Below are 21,578 nucleotides of genomic sequence, written 5' to 3' on the forward strand. Positions count from 1 at the left end.
CTCTTTACATTAAGAAATTATAATAAAGAATTGTTTTAAAAGAATTATATTTGCAAAAAATAGAAACGCGCCATATGGCGCATATCTTTTTTGCTTTTTTGGTCATTTTGGGCTGATTTTGAAGCTGTTTGCACTTTTTGTTTCATTTTTTTCAAAGGGTCTTCAAAGGCGGTTTTCTAGGCTTTCACAGACTTTTTAAAAATCTTCAAAGACCTTTCAAAGCCTTCTCTCATTTTTACCATGAAAACGCACTTTTTTATGATTTTCGCTCTTTTTCACAATTTTAGGTGTCAAAATAGATTTTGACAAAACGCGCATTTAATGGTAAAAAATATCCATAAAAACAACAAGTTACCAACTATTCCTACATAATCCCACCTCTTCCCACTTAGTACAAAACCTACTGTCAAACTACACTCAGGTTGCATCTATACCTTAAACGGTGTGGAAAACCCCTCTGTGTTATGACTTTAAAAGAGATATTTCACTTCATGTAGAAAATATTGCTTATGTTGTGGAAGAATGAACATAAAATGAAACATTGGATAGCTGTAATTTCTCGAAATCACGCTCGTCTTGCAGCTAAATTTGGTTTCCTTCAAGTCTGTCACGGTAAGGCTGGTTCACTTCAAAAAACATCTAAGGGAGATGAAGTCTTCATTTACTGTCCACGGAGTGAAATGGGCACTGGAAAAATTCTTCAAACTATAGAGTTTCAGTATGTGTTCAAAGACAACCACATTTATGCAAGTAGAGCAAACTCCTGATTTCATACCTTTTCGAAAAGATGCTGTTTTTAATAAACAAGCAAAACCTGTTGTTTTAAAAGAAGTTCAAGGTCTAGAATTTCTATCCAATCCTCGTTGGGGGATGTTAGCAAGACGAGGTTTTTTCGAAATTACAACTCATGACGCGTCCCGAATTCGCAAAGCAATGGAAATTTATGATGGCTAATGATGAAATTTATTTCTGTTATTTCAATTACTTAAAGAAGATGTCTCTTAGAGACTGAATGGCTTCTTTTTAATTAAAGCATAGTCTAAAGAGATTGGTATCAACGCATTATTTGTTGTCACACTGCTGTTGGAAAATGGTCTGCAATAGAAATGAACATCTTAAATTTAAGAATTTCTTTTAGCTTGAAGCCTATATAACCTATCGATTAAATAGATTTTTTTATGAAAAAGGGTGACTCTCATGTTTAAATGGACACATAGCGAAGAAATTTACACACAAGCAAGTACCGAACAAATTTGAGCTATGTGGGAAGACGTAGCAACATGACCCTGTTGGGATCACGAACTTGAATGGGTAGAGCTTCCTAGTGCTTTCAAAACAGGGGCTGTAGGACAAATGAAACCTAAAAAAGGACCGAAAATAACCTTTACACTTGATAAAGTTATAAAAAAACGTTTGTTTTTCTGATTACGCTAAACTTCCTTTTACACGCAATAATTTTTGATCATGAATATATTAGCTCAACAAAATCTGGTTCTTTAAAAAATAAAATTCGTCATACAGTAACTATGTCTGGCTTACTTTCTCCTTTAGGAGTACTTATTGGATCGAAGATTAAATTACATCTTCGTAATGTAATGATCGAAATGAACCGCCGTGCTCTTACTGGGAATAAATCGTTTTTATAAATATGCTTACTCACTTAAGGAAATTGAATTTGTCAAAAAAAGATGACGCAGAAGTTATAGCCCACTTAGAATTGAGTCTTTGAACCGTGAGTATTTAACTAACCAATTGCCCATGAGGTATGTGATCTAGCCCATTTTGCAGTTTTGGCGTTTAAAATGACGTGTCATCGCACAATTTCCCATTGGTTTTATGGAAATATGGATTTGACTCACTGATGACAGTGAGCAAATTAGAAAACTTGAAGCCAAAGAGATTTTACTTACATTTTTTTGAAAGAAGCTGAAAAAAATCGTTCGATTTATTAAAAGAACGCGTGTATGCGAGTATTTATATTGATAAGCATACAAAATTACATTTTATATAAATTCGCCAGATTGCTTATCCATATAAATAATAAATATTTAAGGGAGCCTATAATGACTGACAAAAACCAGATTGATAAAGCCGCTTCGTTGGTTGAAGCAGCAAAACGTTCTGGAGCAGACGCTGCTGATGCTGTTATTGTCCGTGCACATTCTACCAGTGTATCGGTTCGTTGTGGAAAAGTCGAATCGACAGAAGCTTCAGAGAGCAATGATTTTACATTAAGGGTTTTTGTTGGAAAAAAAGTAGCAAGTGTTTCTGCTAATTTAACGGCTTATCCGCAAGAACTAGCAGAGCGTGTTGTTGCAATGGCGAAAGCTTCTCCTGACAGTTTATTTGAAGGTTTGGCAAATAAAGACTATTTAGTTACTCATCCTAAAAATCTTGATCTTTTTGATGATTTTGTTCCACATAGTCATTTTTTAACAGAAGATGCTTTAAAAACAGAGGCAGCAGCCCTCGATATTAAAGGAGTGAGCAATTCTGGTGGAGCTACAACAGCTTATGGCCGTAGTGGGTTTGTCCTTGTAACGAGTGATGGGTTTTGTGGGGCTTATCATTCCAGTTATTTTTCACGTTCTTGTAGTGCTGTCGCTGGTGAGGGAACAGCAATGGAGCGGGATTATGATTATACAACCGCCCTGCATTTTTCCGATTTGGAAGCAGCAGAAATTGTAGGAAAAAATGCAGGAATGAGGGCAATTCGACGTTTGGGAGCAGTTCGTGCTGCTACAAAGGTCGTGGATGTTATTTTTGATCCACGTACAGCTCGCGGAATTGCTGGACATATTGCATGTATGGTGAATGGCGCATCTGTAGCTCGTAAAACAAGTCTTTTACAAAATTGCTTAGGAAAAGCAGTGATGAAATCGGATGTTCATGTGACAGATCAACCTTTGCGATTGCGTGGAAATGCTTCTCGTCCTTTCGATGGAGAAGGAGTAGAGGGGCAAACATTGAATATTATTGAAAATGGTATTTTAAAAAATTGGCTTCTTTCATCATCTTCAGCGCGTGAATTGGGGTTTGAAACCAATGGTCATGGTGTACGTTCAGCTTCATTGGTTCAACCAGCAAGTACCAATTTTGCTATTGAACCGAGTTTAATATCACCTGACGATATGATTAAAAATTTGCGTATTGGATTCTATGTTACAGAATTATTCGGGCATGGCATTGATTTCGTTACGGGACAGTACAGTCGTGGTGCTTCCGGTTTTTGGATTGAAAATGGCGAAATTGCTTATCCAGTAAGTGAAGTAACACTAGGTTCTGATCTGCTCTATATGTTAGCACATTTAACACCTGCCAACGATATTGATCGGCGCTATAGTACAGCGGCGCCAACATTATTAATTGAAGGAATGACACTTGCAGGAAAATAACACGCATCATTCTTCTGATTTAAACCTTTTGCTTGATGTTGGTCGAGAGGCTGGGGATTTAGCAATGAAGTATTTTAGATGCGCATTAGACGTTTGGATAAAAGATGGAAATTCACCTGTCAGTGAGGCGGATTTTGCAGTTGATCACTTTTTGAAAGAAAAGCTTCTTGAAGCGCGTCCGAATTATGGATGGATTTCAGAAGAAACGAAAGATCATCGCAAACAACAAAGCTATGAACGCTACTTTGTAGTTGATCCTATTGATGGAACGCGTGGTTTTCTTTCTGGCAATACCTATTGGTGTGTTTCAATGGCTATTATTGAGAATGGGCGCCCTATCGTGGGTGTTGTGCAATGTCCAGCTCAGGGGGATGTTTATGCGGCTCTTATTGGTGGAGGGGCTACATTAAATGGCAGAGAACTTTCTCTTTTGGCATCTCAGATTAAACGCAAATATAAAGTTTCACTTGATAAATCGCTCGCTCAAAAGTTGCCAGATGATTTTCTCAATCAAATTAGTTTGTATCGCCATATTCCCTCTCTTGCATATCGTATTGTCCTTGTTGCTCAAAATGAGATTGATATTGTGTTGGTTCGTCCGAATTGTCATGTATGGGATATCGCAGCGGCTGATCTTATTTTACAGGAATGTGGAGGATGTTTTTTATCACTTGATGCACCTTTTATATCTTACGGAATTGAACCTTATCGATATGGACTTTTAATTGCGGGTAAAAATAATTGCTGTCAAGATATGATAGATGTTGTTCGTCAAGCAAAGTTAGTTTAATCACATAAAAAATGCGCTAAAATTTCTTAACGATATGGAGGCTTCATGACCGAAATCAACGAAAAAAAACAACATTTGCATCTTGTATTTGGTGGGGAATTGAAAAATCTTAAGAGTAATCAATTTAAGAATCTTGATGATTTAGATGTGGTTGGTATTTTTCCAGATTATCAATCAGCTCAGGAAGCATGGCAAGCGAAAGCACAAAGCAGTGTAGATAATGCATTACAACGTTATTACATCGTAGACTTGCATCACTTTCTTGATAGTGAAATGGATGATGCATCATAAAACTTGGATTTTAGATTATTATTTTCCTCATTATGCAAATGCTAAAAAAAATGAATTTTTCAGATATAATATTTAAGATAAATGAAAATTAAGTGCTTTTTGTGAGAAATAAGTATTTACTGATACAAACATTGTTTGTACCGTTTTTATCTGTTTGAATAGATTGTGTGCATTTTGTTTATTGAACGAATCTTCTCTTAAAAAACTTAAAGAATGTTGCTAAAGTATAAAGCTATCATAATCTATTTCTTATAACTTCATCGTTTTCATAAACAATAAATAAACTCTTTTTTGCATTCTCTAAAGTAAAAACATTGTTTTCGTATTTTTTTTCTTATTAATTCCGAAATAAATAGGAAATTAAAAAACGAGAGTTTAAATTTGTTCATAGTTTAAAAAATAAAATTCCTTATGTTCATAAGTTGGTTATAAGAACGTTCATAATCAAAATGCGCTTAATCCTGCTAAAAAACTCTATAACTGTGGATATAAAGTGCATAAAACTAGAAAAGGGATTATTTTATTAATCAAATTATTTACCTGTACTCTCTCATACTTTATCTACATATATTCTCATGGGAAAAAATTCTTGAAAAATATAGGAAAAATTGTGATACCTTTTGCCAAAGCATTCTCATGAATAAAGCGTTTTTTGTGGCTTACAATGCGGAGAAGATTTGGCTCCTCGCTCTAAAAAATTGATGCAATGAATAAAGGTGATGAATCGTTTAATAGAAAAAGCTTACAGACGTCTTAAAACAAATAAATGAGGTGGTTTTAATGATGGAACTAAAAGCATGTGCGGCTCTTTTAATCTATCGGATGATTGGTTTTTGCTTGCGTCCCATTATACCCTTTTATTTGTTTCTTCGTGCTGTCCGTGGAAAAGAAGAGTGGGGTCGCCAAAAAGAGCGTTTGGGGAAAAGCCATAAAGTCCGTCCTCAAAGCCCATTAATTTGGTTGCACGCGGCAAGTGTTGGAGAAACACTTGCTCTTGTTCCGCTTATTAATTATATTTTATCATTAAAAATCAATATATTATTAACAACCTGCACTGTAACATCTTCTTCTCTTGTAAAAAAGCAATTTGGTAACCGACTCATTCATCAATATGCTCCGTTGGATTTAGATTTGGCTGTGCATCGTTTTATCAGTCATTGGAAACCTGATTTAGCATTGATTTGTGAATCAGAGATTTGGCCTCTCCGTATTAAAGAACTTGCAAAGATGCACATTCCACAGATTCTTGTTAATGCTCATATGTCTGAACGATCTTTTAAAGCTTGGCAAAAACGGCGTGTTCTTGCCAGACATATCTTTAAGCATATTGACTTGGCTATTGGGCAAAATGAAAAAGATGTATCTTATTATAACGCCCTTGGGGTAAAATCTGTTGCGCTTTCTGGCAATCTCAAGGCTGATGTTTTGCCAATTGAAGATCAAGATTTGCTTAGGTATTATCGTAGTGCTATTGGCACCCGCCCAATTTGGGCAGCTGTTTCAACCCATGAAGGAGAAGAGGAAATTGCTTTTGAAGTTCATAAAATTCTCAAAAGTTATTTGCCGGATTTATTAACAATCATTGTGCCTCGCCATCCTGAACGTTTAGAAGACCTTATGAAAAAATGCGACAAAAAAAGTTTGCGCTTTATCCGTAGAAGTAACAATGCTGTTCCAGATGTAAATACCGACATTTTATGGGGCGATACAATTGGAGAAATGGGACTTTTCCTTCGCTTATCGAAAGTTTCTTTCATTGGGAAGTCTTTATGTGGAAATGGTGGGCACAATCCATTGGAGTTAGCTTTGCTGAGATCAGCCATTTTAACGGGGCCTCATGTTTCAAATTTTCAAGAAATGTTTGACAAATTTTTCACGCGTGATGCAGCATTTATGATTCAAGACACAAAACAACTTGCTATACAAGTGTATAGGCTTTTAACAAATGAAGCATTACGACAAGAAATGGTTGATAAAGCCTATGACGTAGCAACCGGTATGGCAGGTGCACTCGAGCGCACATTAAAGCTTCTTGAGCCATTTTTGCAACCTCTCGTGATACAAACAGGTTTAAGCCAACATCGGAGTCAGTATGCATATTAGTACACCTCATTTTTGGTGGAAAGAGAGAAGTTTTTTACGTTTTTTACTAGCTCCAGTTTCTTGGATATATGGTTATTTTTCAAACCGCCGTATGGCAAAGGAGCCCCCTATTATTGATCTTCCAGTTTTATGTATTGGCAATTTTACATGTGGCGGTACCGGTAAAACACCTGTTGTTATTGCTTTTGCAAAAGCTGCTAAAGAGCTTGGTTTCGTGCCTGGTGTTGTATCACGTGGTTATGGTGGAGCATTCAAGGGTGTGCATCTTGTAAATGAGAAATATGATAATGCACGCGATGTTGGAGATGAAGCGCTTTTACTCGTACGGCATGCTTTTGTTGCCATATCAACCGATCGCTATGCGGCAACACAACGGCTCAAGCAAGAAGGATGTAATCTTATTTTAATGGATGATGGCTTTCAAAGCCGCCGTCTTTATATGGATTATGCACTGCTCGTTGTCGATGCAATGCGTGGCTTTGGTAATGGAGCTGTTTTTCCAGCAGGACCTTTGCGTGTACCATTAAAAACACAGCTTTCTTTAACAGATAGTATTTTATTGATTGGTCATTCGGACGCAAATGATAAAATGGCTTTTTCTCTCACGCATACCGGAAAACCTTTACATTACGCTCATTTTAAATCATTGGCGTCCGATAAGGTTGCAGAAAAATCATTTTTGGCATTTGCAGGTATTGGCAATCCCGATAAATTTTTTAAATCCATTAAAGAACTCTCTGGTCATGTGGTGCAAACTTACTCTTATCCTGACCACTATTTTTTTACTGACACAGATTTAAACAATCTTGCACAAAAAGCTAAAACGCAAGACTTATGGCTCGCTACAACTGCTAAGGATTACGCACGTATAAAAACAAACCGTGTGCAAAAAGATTTAAAAAATCTTATTGTATTTGATGTTCACGTTAATTTTGCTCAAGAAGATTTTTGCCATAAACTGCTTGAGGAGGTCATAACCCGTTTTAGAGAACGCAAACATCTTTTTTAAAAAGCGAAATTTATAGCCTTCAAATTTGTTATTTTTTCTGTGCTTTTAACAATTCGCTGAGATATGGATTGCATTCAAGTTCACGATGATAGGAAATTTCACAACTCGCATATGCTTCTTGGCGGTGATGATTCCAATATTTTAAATCATCTATCGGGATTTTTTGTCCACTAACCGCACAAAGGGTATAGGTTCCATATTCTATGATTTTATATCCATTATTAGAATAATGAATTTTTGCTTCACGTTCGTCATTGGAAAACATACTTTATAATCCCTTCTTGTTAGTATGAGAGATGACACAAGAAAATTGCCATAAGATGCCCTATAAAGTCGAGAGTGAATTTAATTTTTCTTGCCAAAACAGTGCGTGATAACTTATTTTCTACCAAAAAGCCTCTCTATATCAGCCAATTTCAGTTCAATATAAGTAGGACGTCCGTGGTTACATGTGCCTGTATGAGGGGTTGCTTCTATTTGTCGTAGCAGTGCATTCATTTCTTCAGGGCGTAAAACACGTCCTGACCGTATTGAGCCATGACAAGCCATCGTTGCTGCAACATAATCAAGCATTGCTTTTAAATTGTCTGTCGTATCATATTCAGCGGCTTCATCTGCAAGGTCCTTAATGAGAGCTTGTACATTGATCTCCCCTAACATAGAGGGTGTTTCACGCACAACAATTGCTCCAGGTCCAAATGGTTCTATACCCAAGCCAAACTTTTGCAAAGCATCTTTGTGCGTTAAAAGACATGTTGCATCTTCTTCAGAGAGCTCTACAATTTCAGGGATAAGCAACAATTGTGAAGCAAGCGGTTTGGAATAAAGTGCATTCTTGAGTGCTTCATAAACCAATCTTTCGTGAGCAGCATGTTGATCGACAATGACCAAACTGTCTTGAGTTTGGGCGATAATGTAGTTTTTATGGATTTGTGCTCGGGCTGCTCCTAGCGGATAAGATAGTTCTTCTGATGTTGGTATAATACTGGAAATATAAGCATCACCACTTGGTGTATCTACCCCCTCCATCAGGGGAGTAACATCTTCTTTTAAACCAAAAGAATTATTAATATCCAATGGCTTATGCACCATTGATGCAGATGCAAAAGAATGATGCTGTGGGTTGTAAGAAAAAGGCCGATAAGCGCTTTTAAATGTCTTCAATGGCTGTTGTGTCTGAAATGCAGCCAACATTGCTTCAGACCGCGTTGAAGTAGGACGAACACCCGTTTTATGCAATGCTTCACGAATTGCTCCGACGACTAAACCGCGAATAAATCCTGGATCACGGAATCGAACATCCGCTTTTGTTGGGTGGACGTTAACGTCTACATCAGCAGGTGGTAGATCAATAAAAAGAATCGATACAGGATAACGATCCCGTGTCATCACATCAGCATAAGCTCCTCGAACTGCTCCCCAAAGAAATTTATCGCGTACTGGGCGCCCATTAACATAAGCAAATTGATGAAGGCTATTGCTACGGTTAAAGGATGGCAAACAAGTAAACCCAGTTAAACGAACTGATTCGCGTTCAGCATTCAGTGCAATACTGTTGGGAGCAAATTCTTTTCCCATCACTTGTGTAATACGTTGTAATTGTCCTTGAATGTTATTTCCCGTAGCAGGAAGCTCCATAGAAGTTCTATCTGGACCTGAAAAAGAAAAACGGATATGCGGAAATGCGATAGCAATTCGTTTAATCATATCGGTAATAGCATTCGTTTCAGCGCGGTCCGTTTTCATAAATTTTAGCCGTGCTGGTGTAACAAAGAAAAGGTCACGAACTTCAACAATCGTTCCAGAATTTGCAGCAGCTGGTTTGGGTCCCAAAATTTTCCCTGCTGTAACAATAATTTCAGTAGCATTCTCAGCATCTTGCGTTCGTGAGGTTAATTTAAGTTTAGAAACAGAACCAATAGAAGGTAAGGCTTCTCCTCTAAACCCAAGAAAACAGATATTGTGCACATTATCAGTAATCTTTGAGGTACAATGGCGTGAAACTGCTAAAGTTAATTGATCTGCTGGAATACCACAGCCATTATCACTCACCTTTATAAAATTTTTTCCTCCGTTTCCTGTAACAATTTCGATTCGCGTTGCTCCCGCGTCAATGGCATTTTCAACAAGTTCTTTGACAACATTGGCTGGCCGTTCAATCACTTCCCCAGCAGCAATTTGATTAATAATATTTTCGCTAAGATGGCGTATAATCATCATAAATTCTAATAGGATTCCTGCGGATTCTTGAGCAAGTTTTGCGTTATGATAGCATTATTTGTACAACATTCAACAATGAGAGTGTGTGAAAACTGTTTTCCCAAAATAACACTCTTCATTGATTTTCAAAGAATCATGTACCAAACGCTATTTTATTGTTCATAACATTCTCATATGAATAATTGATAAGAAAAATCAAAGAAGAAGTTTTTTATCACTCTAAAATATCTTGCACTCCTTCATTATCTACGCCAAAAAGAAAGTGCGTAAAAATGGAAGGCAAAACATATGGCGCGTGTAAGTGGTATTTTGGCAGATAATGATATACAAGCTTTAATTGATCATGACTTTCTTAAAGCTCTTGGTCCCTTTGATGCAGCCCAAATACAACCTGCAAGTCTTGATCTTCGTTTAGGAAACAAAGCCTATCGTATACGTGCTTCCTTTATGCCAGGGTCCGATGTAAAAGTTTTAGATAAACTCGAACGATTAAAATTGCACGAGTTCGATTTGCAGGACGGAGCAGTCTTAGAAACAGGTTGTGTTTATATTGTTCCTCTTTTGGAAAGTTTGGCTTTACCTGAAATTTTATCAGCTGTTGCCAATCCTAAAAGTTCCACTGGACGATTAGATATTTTTACACGTGTCATTACAGATAATGCACAAGAGTTTGATAAGATTTGTGCCGGTTATCATGGCCCACTTTATCTTGAAATTAGCCCACGCACATTTCCAATTTTAGTGCGTACCGGTTCACGTTTATCTCAGCTTCGATTTCGCAAAGGACACAGTTACTTAAATGAAAGTGAACTCCATACTTTGCATAAGAATGAAACGCTGGTATCGGATGATCTTCCTAATATTAGTGTGGGTGGTATTGGGCTATCCATTAATTTAAAGGGGGATGAAAATGGGCTTGTGGGCTATCGTGGTAAACGTCATACAAGTGTGATTGATATTGATAAACGTGCTGTTGCTCACGTTCTAGATTTTTGGGAACCTCTTTTTGACCGCGGTCAAAGAGAACTTATTCTTGATCCTGATGAGTTTTATATTTTGGTTTCGCGAGAAGCAGTCCATGTCCCTCCACTTTATGCAGCTGAAATGACCCCCTTTGATCCCTTAGTTGGTGAATTTCGGGTGCATTATGCCGGTTTTTTTGATCCAGGATTTGGACATATGGAAGTGGGAGGGAAAGGAGCAAAAGCGGTTTTGGAAGTGCGCAGCCGTGAAGTTCCGTTTATTTTGGAGCATGGTCAAATTATTGGCCGTTTAGTATATGAACATATGCTTCATCGACCGTTAAAACTTTATGGACAAAATACTGGATCACATTACCAAGCACAGGAATTAAAACTCTCTAAGCATTTTAAATGAAGGTACTTCCTATTTTAATATCATTACAAATTTAAAAAAGCTTTTTACAGTACAATAATAGTTTTTTCAAAAAATGAAAATTTCAATTTAGCTTTACTTATCACTTTCTTTAATATAGCTCTTTTCTCCTTCAAATGACAGTTTAATGCGTTTATTGAAGTTACCTCTTCTGTTTATAAATAACGAGAAAATTACTGAATATATTCAACGGGTTGCTTTTCAGTTCTCGCAACAGCTTCTTTTATTTTATGGAGGAAACACAATGATTAACTCTATACCTTATGGACCATAGTATGAAACATTTTTGTGGAGAATATCTTTTAAAGGAATATCGATAATAAGAGGGAACATCTCCATTTTTGAAAAATATATTCATAATATATGAAGGTATAGGTTACTTATTGAAAATAAACACGATGAAATTTTCATAAACTTAGAAAGAGTAAATAAAGGCATTTTTGTTATCAATTGATTTTTTTAAATTGCAATCTCTGTTACTTATATTTACTTAATTTTGTGTTCTGTAAGGACATTTAAGAGGATGTGCGCGGGCTCATCTTTATTGATTTGAAGGTGTTTTTATTTTTCATTTAGGAACAGTGGTGCTACTCATGATTATTTCCTCAACATTTGATTACCGCAAAGCAGCAAAACGTCGGCTTCCTCCTTTTCTTTTTCACTATATTGATGGCGGAGCTTATGCTGAGGAAACAATGCGACGAAATTGTACAGATCTTCAGGCACTTGCATTACGTCAAAGAATTCTGAAACAGATTGGTGAAGTTGATCTTTCAACAAAGCTTTTTGATCAAACACTGAATTTGCCGATTATACTTGCACCCGTTGGGTTAACAGGCATGTATGCACGCCGTGGTGAAGTACAAGCAGCACATGCGGCCATTGCAAAAGGTATTCCTTTTACCCTCTCTTCAGTTTCCGTGTGCCCCATTGCAGAAGTGCAGAAAGCCGCTGGAAATGCATTTTGGTTTCAACTTTATGTTCTCAAAGATCGCGGGTTTATGCGTGATGCATTAGAGCGGGCTTGGGCATCAGGTGTGCGTACCTTAGTTTTTACAGTTGATATGCCAGTTCCTGGTGCACGTTATCGTGATGCACATTCAGGAATGTCTGGACCTTATGCTGGATTACGTCGTATTTTACAAGCTTTTACCCATCCGCATTGGGCATGGAATGTTGGTATTATGGGGCGTCCACATGATCTTGGAAATGTTTCTACTTATTTGCAAAAAAAGATTGTATTGGATGATTATGTTGGTTGGCTTGGTGCTAATTTTGATCCCTCAATTGGTTGGCGTGATCTTGAATGGATTCGAGACTTTTGGAAAGGAAAAATGATTCTGAAAGGGATCCTTGATCCAGAAGATGCACGAGAAGCCGTACAATTTGGTGCTGATGGCATTGTTGTTTCCAATCATGGTGGACGTCAACTCGATGGTGTCTTATCAACTGCACGCGCATTGCCAGCAATTGCGAAAGCTGTAAAGGGCAATTTGACCATTTTAGCGGATTCTGGTGTTCGTTCTGGCCTTGATGTTGTACGCATGATAGCACAAGGTGCAGATGCTGTTATGATTGGTCGTGCTTTTGTTTATGCTCTTGCAGCTAAAGGTGAGAAAGGTGTTGCACAGCTCCTTGATCTTTTTGCTAATGAAATGCGGGTTGCTATGACATTAACTGGTGTACAAACCGTCAAAGACATTACACACGAAAATTTAGTGCGGAAAGATGCTTTTGAGCAATAAGAAAATACAGATATATCATCTTTACAAAAAGAAAAGCTCGTTTCATGAAAAACAGGAAATGCAAGAATTTCATGAGCTTATATGTCTTATCTCTACGCATTCTTAATAATTTATGGTGTTTTGAGCTAGAAAATATATCCGAATGTCATTTAATATTTTGATTATCTCATTGCTAACACAGTTTTTGTTATCCCCTCTCGACTCATTCCGTAATTTGCTAAAACCTCTAATTGGCTTCCATTACAAATTGGCTGATCTGGTATTCCTAATGATATAAACTTGCATGCAATGCTCTGTTCCATAAGTAATCTCGCAATTGCTTCTCCAAGCCCCCCATTGATACTATATTCTTCACAAACAACAATAAATTTGTGGGATTTATATAATTTAGCACAGATGCCTCATCTAAAGGTCGAATTGTTGGCACAATTATGACTGTTGGTATAATTTCATATTTTTGGAGTTCTTCAGCAGCATCGAGACAAATCTGAACGGTTTCTCCAGTTGCAAGCAAAAGAATATCTTTTCCCTTTTTTACAATAGAAACTTTACGAATATCAATTTTTGCAGCGTTCTTATGAATATTTTTAACTGCACACTTTCCTAAACATATGTAAACAGACATAGGATCACTCAAAGTAGAGCAAATTGCAGCTTCTGTTTCTTTATTATCAGCAGGAGCAATAATGCGTATGTTAGAAATAACCCGAAGCGAAGCAAAATCGGAAATAGCATGATGTGTTGCCCCGAGGGGTCCATAGCTAACACCAGCACTCATACCAATTAGTCTCACAGGATTTTCACAATAAGCGACATCTACCTTTATTTGTTCAAGTGCACGCGTTGTCAAAAAATAAGCTTGTGAAACAACAAATGGCTTTTTTCCACACGAAGCAAGACCAGCAGCAATCCCTACCAAATTTTGCTCAGCAATACCAACTTCTACAATCCGTTCCGGATAGAGTTTTGCAAATTGATCAATTTTTCCAGATATGCGTGAATTAGCTGTTAAAACAACAATATCTTTATCACATTGCGCTATTTTTATAAGGGTCTTATTCACAATTTCGAGGTTTGAAAATTTTACAGCTGTTTGCGTTTCTCGATGAGGAATATCCACACTTATTCTCCCATTAATTGAATTTTTGTTTGAATTTCATTAACAACAATATTGCATTCTTCATCTGTTGGAACTTTATGATGCCAGCATATGTCGTTTTCCATGTAGGAAATACCACATCCCTTTATTGTGTTCATCAGTATTGCTGTTGGCTTGTCCTTATGAAATGGAGAAGAGCTTAAGGATTTTTTTAGTTGTGTGATATCATGACCATCAATTTCGACCACATGCCATCCAAAATTTATAAATTTATCTGCTAAGGGCTCTGTTTTCATTAAAACATCAGTCGTATCAGTAATTTGTAGCCGATTTCTATCGACAACTGCGATGAGATTGCTGAGTTTATAGTGTGCCGCAAATAGTATAGCCTCCCAGACAGAGTCCTCTGTCATTTCGCCATCACCAAGAAGCACAAAAACACGGTAGGATTGAGAATTAAGCTGTCCAGAAAGAGCCATTCCTGCACCAAGAGACAAGCCATGACCCAGAGAACCTGTGCTTTGTTCAATACCAGGGACTTTTTTTGGTTACATGTCCAATAAAATTTGAACCAAATTTTAAATAAGTCTCGAGAAGCTTAGGGTCAAAATAACCCATTTCTGATAATACAATATACAATGCTTCAATCGCATGTCCCTTACTTGGAATATATCGGTCGCGATTGTTATCATGGATACGGGTTGGATTTATTTGAAGAATATATTTGTATAAGATATAAATAAAATCAATACAGGAAAGGCTACCAACTGCATGTCCGGACTTCGCTTTTCTAATGAGGTCGAATATTTTAAGACGTAAACGGAGAGCATAAATCGCATCACCAATATCCGCTTTATTGGTTGCATAAGCCATATATTATCCCCCGCGAAAGATTTTAAAAATAACCTTAAATCATCATTTTATGCAGTATGTATCTCTTATTTTGTACGTGTAAGACTGTTTCCATCATAAAAAGAGTCGTTAAATTTGATTATTCTATCGGATAAAAACAAGCGTTTTTTAAGCTCGAAACTATGATCGCAGTTTATAGAAACGTATTGCTGTCTCACCATAAAAACGCTCATCATCGAGATAAAAAACATCAGGTAAATGAATCATTGCATCTTTCCTTTCTTCAAGTACAAAGAGTGTCTCAGCTTTTGCCCATCCGCCTCTCAGAGCCTCTACAAAAGCACGCTCACCTAAACAATGCCCATAGGGAGGGTCCGCACAGATAACATCAAACGGAAGCATTGTCCCAATATTGCCCAGTTTTGTTGCATCACGACGCAAGACACGCCCAATTGATTGCAATTCAAAAGTTTCAATATTTTTTTGAAGAAGGCCCCGCCCCTCAACGGAATTTTCAACAAAAACCGCAGCTTTTGCACCACGCGATAGAGCTTCTATACCTAAAGCGCCCGTACCAGCAAAAAGATCCAGAATGCGTTTATTGATCCAAAATTGTTCTTCTCGGCTAGCAAGAATATTGAAAAGGCTTTCGCGTGTTCGATCACTGGTTGGGCGAATTGACTGCCCCACAGGTGTAAACAAAACACGTCCGGCAAATTTACCGCCGACGATCCGCACGTGGTCCTCCAAATCTCTTGGCTGTTTTTGCACCACCGCTATACCCTTTAGATTTTTTCATAGAACCATCAAATGTTTTAGCCTTACGCTTACTCTTAAAAGAACGTTCATCATAATTGCCTTTCACAACCTTTTCTTCTTTCTTAAAAGAACGCTCCTTCTTGCCAACAACACGTTCCTCACCATAAGGTTTTTTACCACGCTTTTGATCAAAACGAATGCTTCTCTCTTTGCCCTGCTGAACCTCTGCTGGTTTTTCCTTACCTTTATGGAAAGATCTTTGATCAGCTAAATTTCTTTCATGATCATGAGAGGCATTTTCACTGTAAAAAGGCTTCTTACGCCCACTGTTTGGGCGTGCACCAGGAGCCATCCACACATTAGAACGGCGCGAACGAGGCAAAATACGCTCTGTTTTTCCTTCCTCACTCTTATCCTTACGAATAAATTTCTCATCAGATTTTGTTCCCAATCGTGTTTGATCGTGCTTCACAGAACCGCCTCGCTGCCTACGTTGCACATCTCTTCCACTCGAAAAAATCCAACTCCCCTTGGTGACAACAAGATCTTTCTCACTCTGCTTTTCTGCAACAACCGTAGAATTTGAAAAGGGCTTCAGAATAGGAGAATCAAAATCTGCATTGGCTTGCATAATTAAACGCTCGCCCAATTGATCACGCAACATTCTACCTTTTATCTCGCGGACTGCTCCCTCTTCCAAATCAGAGAGCTGAAATGGACCATAAGATACACGAATGAGACGATTAACCGATAATCCCAATGCACCAAGAACATTTTTTATTTCACGGTTTTTTCCTTCACGCAAAGCTACAGAAAGCCACAAATTTGACCCTTGTTCACGTTCAATCGATGCTTCAATTGAACCATAAAAAATACCATCAATCGCAATGCCATTTTTAAGATTATCAAGAGCACTTTGTTTGACTTTTCCATGAGCACGAACCCGATATTTGCGGACCCATCCCGTTACAGGAAGCTCTAATACACGTGCTAAACCACCATCATTGGTTAATAGCAAAAGCCCTTCCGTGTTAATGTCAAGCCTACCCACAGAAAGAACACGAGGCATCCCTTGCGGCAAATTGCTAAAAACTGTTGGCCTTCCTTCAGGATCACGGTTCGTGGTGACCAGTCCCGCTGGCTTGTGGTAAAGCCATAACCGCGTTCGCTCTATAGGAGATAAAGGTTTGCCATCAACTTTAATCACATCAGAGCGGGTAACATTAAAAGCAGGAGTCGTCACAACTTTACCATTAACAACAACACGACCCGCAGAAATCATCATTTCTGCATCACGACGCGAGGCAACACCAGCACGTGCTAATCTTTTAGCAATCCGTTCACTCTCACCGTTTTCCTTCATTTGTTCTTTACACCAATCTCTTTGCGTACGTTCAGAAAACCGCCTGTCTGCACTATAGCTCTTATCTTAAAAGGGGAAGTAACATAATCATTTATCATTTGCTATCCTTTAGCAACAATAATACACTTGTTTACTTGCAAGTTGATTTTAAACATTAAAAAATAATGCTCCCTCTCAAAAGATCATAGCGCATTCATTTTACAACAGTCTTTTTTATGATGAAGCTTTTTTGATTTCCTCTATTTCAGTAGAAAGAACAGTATGTCTTTAACTCCCATGGAAATAGCCCTTTTAGAAGCGCAAGAAGCAAGAAAAAAAGACGAAATCCCTGTAGGTGCTGTTATCACACGCGGAAATACAATTATTGCACGCGCTGGTAACTGGATAAAAGCCTCACATGATCCTACCGGACATGCAGAAATGCGTGTAATCCGTATGGCTTGTGAAATATTCCAAAGCGAAAGACTTCCTGATTGCGACCTTTATGTAACACTCGAACCTTGTGCTATGTGTGCTGCAGCTATTTCATTTGCCCGTGTACGGCGTCTTTATTATGCAACAAATGACGCTAAAGGAGGCGCTATTGAACACGGTCCACGCTTTTATCAGCAACCAACCTGTCATCACAGACCTGAAATCTATTCTGGTTTCAAAGAAAAAGAAGCTGCTCAACTTCTTAAAGACTTTTTTGCACAAAAGCGGCATGAAAAATAATTCATCTTCTTAACAGCAATTCATCTCTCAAAATATGAGAACTCTCTGGCAATTGGTTTTCCTGTTACCAAAACCCATTTTTAGAATACCTTTTTTCTCACACTCTTTTAACGCTTCGTTTTTACTTCCGAACCAACAGGTACAGTCCTTGCTGATTGACGATAACTCAAAGGAGGCTCAGTAAGATACCGGCGATAATTCGCACTTCCAACTCGCGTTCTCTGACGACGTAAATATTCCTGCCGTTGCTTCGCATTCAACCGTGAAATACTTTCCGAACCAGCACGAGCTTGCTTATTAACTGATGATGCTTTTTGAGAAAAAACAGGCTCCCTACTTCGATCAAGATGCTGCTTTGATGTTGCTGTTCTACTAAAAGTGTTATCCTGCTGCGGCAATGGCAAAACTCTGCGCGCGCTGGGCTCTGGTATCACAAGTTTTGGATGCGCTTTCACCACAAGCTGACTATTGTCATTTGTTGGTGTGAGCGAAGCAATGTTAACAACATCTTCAAAAAACTGTAACGAAACCGGCTTATCTGTACCATAGGTAGGAGCCGACAAACCACATCCTGTTAAAATAAAGCACATGCCTAAAATGCTTATTGGCAATCTTTTTACTTCACGCTTCTTCACTGCTTATCCCTATTTTCCTAAGTATATAGCTGCTTGATATTCCCGCAATTTATTGGGGATCTGGCCTACACACAAACTTACCCCCCACGGAAAAACAACGGACCTCATCGTTATCATAAAAGGCTCTCTGCATCAATGACAGAATTCAAACCATAAAATGCTCTTTACAGCCCCGCATTTCTACCCATTGATCTTAATTTCAAATCTTGCCAAGCATCTGTAGTTCCCGCAAAGCTGCCGCATCACGAGCAGATACATCAGGATAAGCTGGATCGCTCCCAACATCTTGTGTATAACGCCATGATCTAGCACATTTTTTTCCCAATGCCTTCTCCGGATACACACCAACACCTTCAACATCACTCAGAGTAAAAGCATCCTCAGGTGATGCATGCGGCTTAATTGTTAAAGCACTGGTGATGCAAATTTCCGCCATATCCAAGTTCTCCAATGCCTCCAATAAAGCTGGATTAGAAATAAAAACAATAGGTGCGGCTTCTAAAGATGACCCAATACGCTTATCAGCGCGTTCAAGCTCTAAAGCACCCGTCACAACCTTACGAACCTGTTTAACTTTTTTCCAACGTTCAGCCAAAGATTCGTTCTGCCATTCTTTTTGCACAGAGCAAAATTGTTCCAGATGCACAGATTGGCTTTCTGGATAACGTTCCAACCAAGCCTCTTCCATTGTAAAAGGCAACATGGGAGCAAGCCATGTAACCATTCGTTTAAAAACCTCACGAACAACCTGCAAAGAAGCTTTACGCTTTTTTGATGAAGGAGCATCACAATAAAGAGAATCTTTGCGGATATCAAAATAAAATGCCGATAATTCAATGATCGAAAAATCCAACAATGCACGCATAATCTTTTTGAAATCAAATTCATCATAGGCTCGATTAATCAATTGATCGAGTTCAAAAAGCCGATGCAAAATAAGTTTTTCAAGATCTGGTAACTCGCAATAAGATATTTCCTCCCCTTCATCATGTGCTAACGTCCCAAGCATCCAACGAATTGCATTTCGTAGTTTACGATATGAGTCTACATTTGTTTGAAGAATTTTTCTGCCTAAACGTTGATCTTCCCAATAATCCGTTGTCATAACCCAAAGACGAAAAATATCGGCACCAGATGTTTTAATGATTTCTTGTGGAACAACCGTGTTTCCCAAAGATTTAGACATTTTCTTGCCATTTTCATCCAAAGTAAAACCGTGTGTAATCACTGTCTTATAAGGAGAACAAGCGCGCGTACCACAACTTTCTAAAAGAGAGGACTGAAACCACCCACGATGTTGATCAGACCCTTCAAAATAAACATCGGCAGGCCATTTTAAATCAGCTCGATCTTCTAATACAAAATTATGGCTTGCTCCAGAATCAAACCACACATCAAGAATATCAAAAACCTGAACCCAAGACTCCTGTGCACGATCACCTAAAAAACGCTCACGCGCTCCCTCAGCAAACCATGCATCTGCCCCTTCTTCTTTAAAAGCCTGTAAAATACGCGCATTCACGCACTCATCTTTCAGAACAACACCATCCTCACTGGCAAAAATACAAATAGGGACCCCCCAAGACCGCTGGCGAGAAAGAACCCAATCAGGACGATCTGCTATCATAGAAGCTAAACGGTTTTGTCCAGAAGAAGGAATAAAACGTGTCATCGAAACAGCTTCCAAAGCACGACTGCGTAGAGTTGAACCATCTCCAAGATCTTTATCCATTGAAATAAACCATTGCGGTGTATTACGGAAAATAACCGGCTTTTTTGAACGCCAACTGTGAGGGTAAGAATGCTTTAAACGACCACGTGCAAACAATCGATCCGCTTTAATTAAAGCGTTAATAACCTCTCTATTGGCATCACCCATTTTTCCATTATCATCAATAACGCGTGCTGGCCCCTCTTGACGATCCGGCCCCAAACCAGGAACATCCTTCGTATAAAAACCAGCATCATCAACAGGAAATGGTATAGACGAATCAATCCCCGCCTGTTCCAATAAAGGCTTATAAACATTCCAAATTTCAAAATCCTCACGCCCATGGCTTGGTGCTGTATGAACAAAACCTGTACCAGCACTCTCCGTTACGTGCGAACCATCAAGCAGTGGAATCTGATAACTATATCCTCCAGCCAAACCTTTGAGTGGATGAGAAAGAATAAGCGTTTTAAGTTCATCAGCAGAAACAACACGTAAACGTTTCAAAACAAGTTTTGCTTTTTCCGCACAACCCATAGCCAACGCATCAGCAAAAAGAAGTTTTTCTCCAGCTTGAGGACCAAAATCATTTTCTGCGCTTTCAACTTCATAAACACCATAAGAAATCAGCGACGAATAACTAACAGCACGATTACCAGGGATTGTCCACGGAGTTGTAGTCCAAATCACGACATAAGCGTTATACAAATCGCTAGAATCTGTTTTTAAAACAGGAAACTTAACCCAAATAACCTCCGACTCATGATCATGATATTCAATCTCTGCCTCTGCCAAAGCCGTACGCTCCACAACAGACCACATCACAGGCTTTGAACCGCGATAAATCTGATCTGATAGAGCAAATTTCATCAATTCACCGGCAATGCGCCCTTCTGCATGAAAATCCATGGTGGTATAGGGCGATTTAAAATCTCCAACAACGCCAAGGCGTTTAAATTCTTCACTTTGAACAGTTATCCAGTGTTGCGCAAATTCACGGCATTCTTGACGAAATTCGTTAAGGGGTACATCATCCTTATTTTTCCCTTGTGCACGATATTTTTCTTCTATCTTCCATTCAATTGGAAGACCATGGCAGTCCCAACCAGGAACATAATTTGCATTAAAACCCCGCATTTGGAATGAACGAACAATCACATCCTTTAGAACTTTGTTTAAAGCATGGCCAATATGAATATGTCCATTTGCATAAGGTGGACCATCATGAAGAATATACAATGGGCGATCTTTTGCTTGCTGACGCAATTGTGCATAAAGCCCCATATCTTCCCACCGTTCCATCAATTCAAGCTCTTTTTGCGGCAATCCGGCACGCATAGGAAAATTTGTTTGTGGTAGATAAAGAGTTTTCGAATAATCTATTGTTTCACTTTTCACAGTCATTGTGAAATATTCCCATCCACTTTTACGATTTCATTTTTGCATAACTTCCCTGAATTCTGCACTCTAATTTCTTAATCTATAGGGAAAGTCGAA

17 protein-coding genes and 2 pseudogenes are annotated in these 21,578 nt (G+C 38.4%); 10 read left to right on the top strand and 9 right to left on the bottom strand.

Annotated elements, in window-relative coordinates:
- Window positions 1-720 precede the first annotated feature (720 nt).
- From J7R10_RS09890 to lpxK, 7 genes and pseudogenes are all read left to right on the top strand, one after another.
- Entirely contained in the window at window positions 721-954 is a 234-nt protein-coding gene (locus J7R10_RS09890; protein ID WP_245257365.1) for an EVE domain-containing protein, read from the top strand.
- A 243-nt stretch (window positions 955-1,197) separates the two neighbouring features.
- Window positions 1,198-1,646 (top strand): annotated as a pseudogene (locus J7R10_RS10275) (SRPBCC family protein).
- Between the two features lie 417 nt (window positions 1,647-2,063).
- Complete coding sequence (locus J7R10_RS03570; RefSeq protein WP_010704742.1) at window positions 2,064-3,395, top strand: TldD/PmbA family protein; 1,332 nt, start codon at window positions 2,064-2,066, stop codon at window positions 3,393-3,395.
- On the top strand, window positions 3,382-4,185 hold the full coding sequence (locus J7R10_RS03575; protein ID WP_010704741.1) for a 3'(2'),5'-bisphosphate nucleotidase CysQ: 804 nt from the start codon (window positions 3,382-3,384) through the stop codon (window positions 4,183-4,185). Before J7R10_RS03570 ends, J7R10_RS03575 begins: the two co-directional genes overlap by 14 nt.
- 45 nt (window positions 4,186-4,230) lie before the next feature.
- The gene (locus J7R10_RS03580; RefSeq protein ID WP_010704740.1) at window positions 4,231-4,476 is read left to right on the top strand and encodes a DUF4170 domain-containing protein; all 246 of its coding nucleotides are present in this window, start codon (window positions 4,231-4,233) and stop codon (window positions 4,474-4,476) included.
- 780 nt (window positions 4,477-5,256) lie between these two features.
- Window positions 5,257-6,579, top strand: a complete 1,323-nt coding sequence (waaA, locus tag J7R10_RS03585) for a lipid IV(A) 3-deoxy-D-manno-octulosonic acid transferase (RefSeq protein WP_010704739.1) — start codon at window positions 5,257-5,259, stop codon at window positions 6,577-6,579.
- Window positions 6,569-7,588 carry a tetraacyldisaccharide 4'-kinase gene (gene lpxK, locus J7R10_RS03590; RefSeq protein ID WP_010704738.1) on the top strand — a complete coding sequence of 340 codons (1,020 nt, stop codon included), beginning with the start codon at window positions 6,569-6,571 and terminating at the stop codon, window positions 7,586-7,588. Before waaA ends, lpxK begins: the two co-directional genes overlap by 11 nt.
- Before the next feature lie 28 nt (window positions 7,589-7,616).
- On the opposite strand, the gene J7R10_RS03595 is transcribed toward lpxK, so the two are convergent.
- Both J7R10_RS03595 and mutL read right to left on the bottom strand, forming a co-directional pair.
- Window positions 7,617-7,853, bottom strand: a complete 237-nt coding sequence (locus tag J7R10_RS03595; RefSeq protein ID WP_010704737.1) for a DUF2093 domain-containing protein — start codon at window positions 7,851-7,853, stop codon at window positions 7,617-7,619.
- Window positions 7,854-7,966: 113 nt separating this feature from the next.
- Window positions 7,967-9,805, bottom strand: coding sequence for a DNA mismatch repair endonuclease MutL (gene mutL / locus J7R10_RS03600; RefSeq protein ID WP_026501308.1), 1,839 nt, complete (start codon window positions 9,803-9,805; stop codon window positions 7,967-7,969).
- A gap of 291 nt (window positions 9,806-10,096) precedes the next feature.
- Here mutL and J7R10_RS03605 point away from each other — a divergent pair, with 291 nt between their 5' ends.
- Window positions 10,097-11,185 (top strand): 2'-deoxycytidine 5'-triphosphate deaminase, encoded by a 1,089-nt coding sequence (locus J7R10_RS03605; RefSeq protein WP_010704735.1) that lies wholly within the window; start codon window positions 10,097-10,099, stop codon window positions 11,183-11,185.
- A gap of 611 nt (window positions 11,186-11,796) precedes the next feature.
- Complete coding sequence (gene lldD / locus J7R10_RS03610; protein ID WP_026501309.1) at window positions 11,797-12,948, top strand: FMN-dependent L-lactate dehydrogenase LldD; 1,152 nt, start codon at window positions 11,797-11,799, stop codon at window positions 12,946-12,948.
- A gap of 161 nt (window positions 12,949-13,109) precedes the next feature.
- On the opposite strand, the pseudogene J7R10_RS03615 reads toward lldD, so the two are convergent.
- The 5 genes and pseudogenes from J7R10_RS03615 to J7R10_RS03630 all read right to left on the bottom strand — a co-directional run bounded on the left by J7R10_RS03615 (window position 13,110) and on the right by J7R10_RS03630 (window position 17,021).
- Window positions 13,110-14,068 (bottom strand): annotated as a pseudogene (locus J7R10_RS03615) (transketolase family protein).
- A gap of 2 nt (window positions 14,069-14,070) precedes the next feature.
- The gene (locus J7R10_RS10235) at window positions 14,071-14,544 is read right to left on the bottom strand and encodes a thiamine pyrophosphate-dependent enzyme (protein ID WP_275039528.1); all 474 of its coding nucleotides are present in this window, start codon (window positions 14,542-14,544) and stop codon (window positions 14,071-14,073) included.
- Window positions 14,545-14,572: 28 nt separating this feature from the next.
- The gene (locus J7R10_RS10240; protein WP_275039527.1) at window positions 14,573-14,920 is read right to left on the bottom strand and encodes a thiamine pyrophosphate-dependent enzyme; all 348 of its coding nucleotides are present in this window, start codon (window positions 14,918-14,920) and stop codon (window positions 14,573-14,575) included.
- A gap of 159 nt (window positions 14,921-15,079) precedes the next feature.
- Complete coding sequence (gene rsmD, locus J7R10_RS03625; RefSeq protein ID WP_010704733.1) at window positions 15,080-15,637, bottom strand: 16S rRNA (guanine(966)-N(2))-methyltransferase RsmD; 558 nt, start codon at window positions 15,635-15,637, stop codon at window positions 15,080-15,082.
- Window positions 15,618-17,021 (bottom strand): pseudouridine synthase, encoded by a 1,404-nt coding sequence (locus J7R10_RS03630; protein ID WP_010704732.1) that lies wholly within the window; start codon window positions 17,019-17,021, stop codon window positions 15,618-15,620. Before J7R10_RS03630 ends, rsmD begins: the two co-directional genes overlap by 20 nt.
- 261 nt (window positions 17,022-17,282) lie before the next feature.
- On the opposite strand from J7R10_RS03630, the gene J7R10_RS03635 reads away from it, so the two are divergent.
- Window positions 17,283-17,735, top strand: a complete 453-nt coding sequence (locus J7R10_RS03635; RefSeq protein ID WP_010704731.1) for a nucleoside deaminase — start codon at window positions 17,283-17,285, stop codon at window positions 17,733-17,735.
- 107 nt (window positions 17,736-17,842) lie between these two features.
- Here the strand turns inward: J7R10_RS03635 and J7R10_RS03640 are convergent, their stop codons facing one another.
- Together J7R10_RS03640 and ileS are read right to left on the bottom strand one after the other, a co-directional pair.
- Window positions 17,843-18,370, bottom strand: a complete 528-nt coding sequence (locus tag J7R10_RS03640) for a hypothetical protein (protein WP_010704730.1) — start codon at window positions 18,368-18,370, stop codon at window positions 17,843-17,845.
- Window positions 18,371-18,569: 199 nt separating this feature from the next.
- Entirely contained in the window at window positions 18,570-21,485 is a 2,916-nt protein-coding gene (gene ileS / locus J7R10_RS03645) for an isoleucine--tRNA ligase (RefSeq protein WP_010704729.1), read from the bottom strand.
- Window positions 21,486-21,578 lie beyond the last annotated feature (93 nt).

This window comes from Bartonella vinsonii subsp. berkhoffii ATCC 51672 (assembly GCF_902825225.1).
GTDB classification, from domain to species: Bacteria; Pseudomonadota; Alphaproteobacteria; order Rhizobiales; family Rhizobiaceae; genus Bartonella; species Bartonella berkhoffii.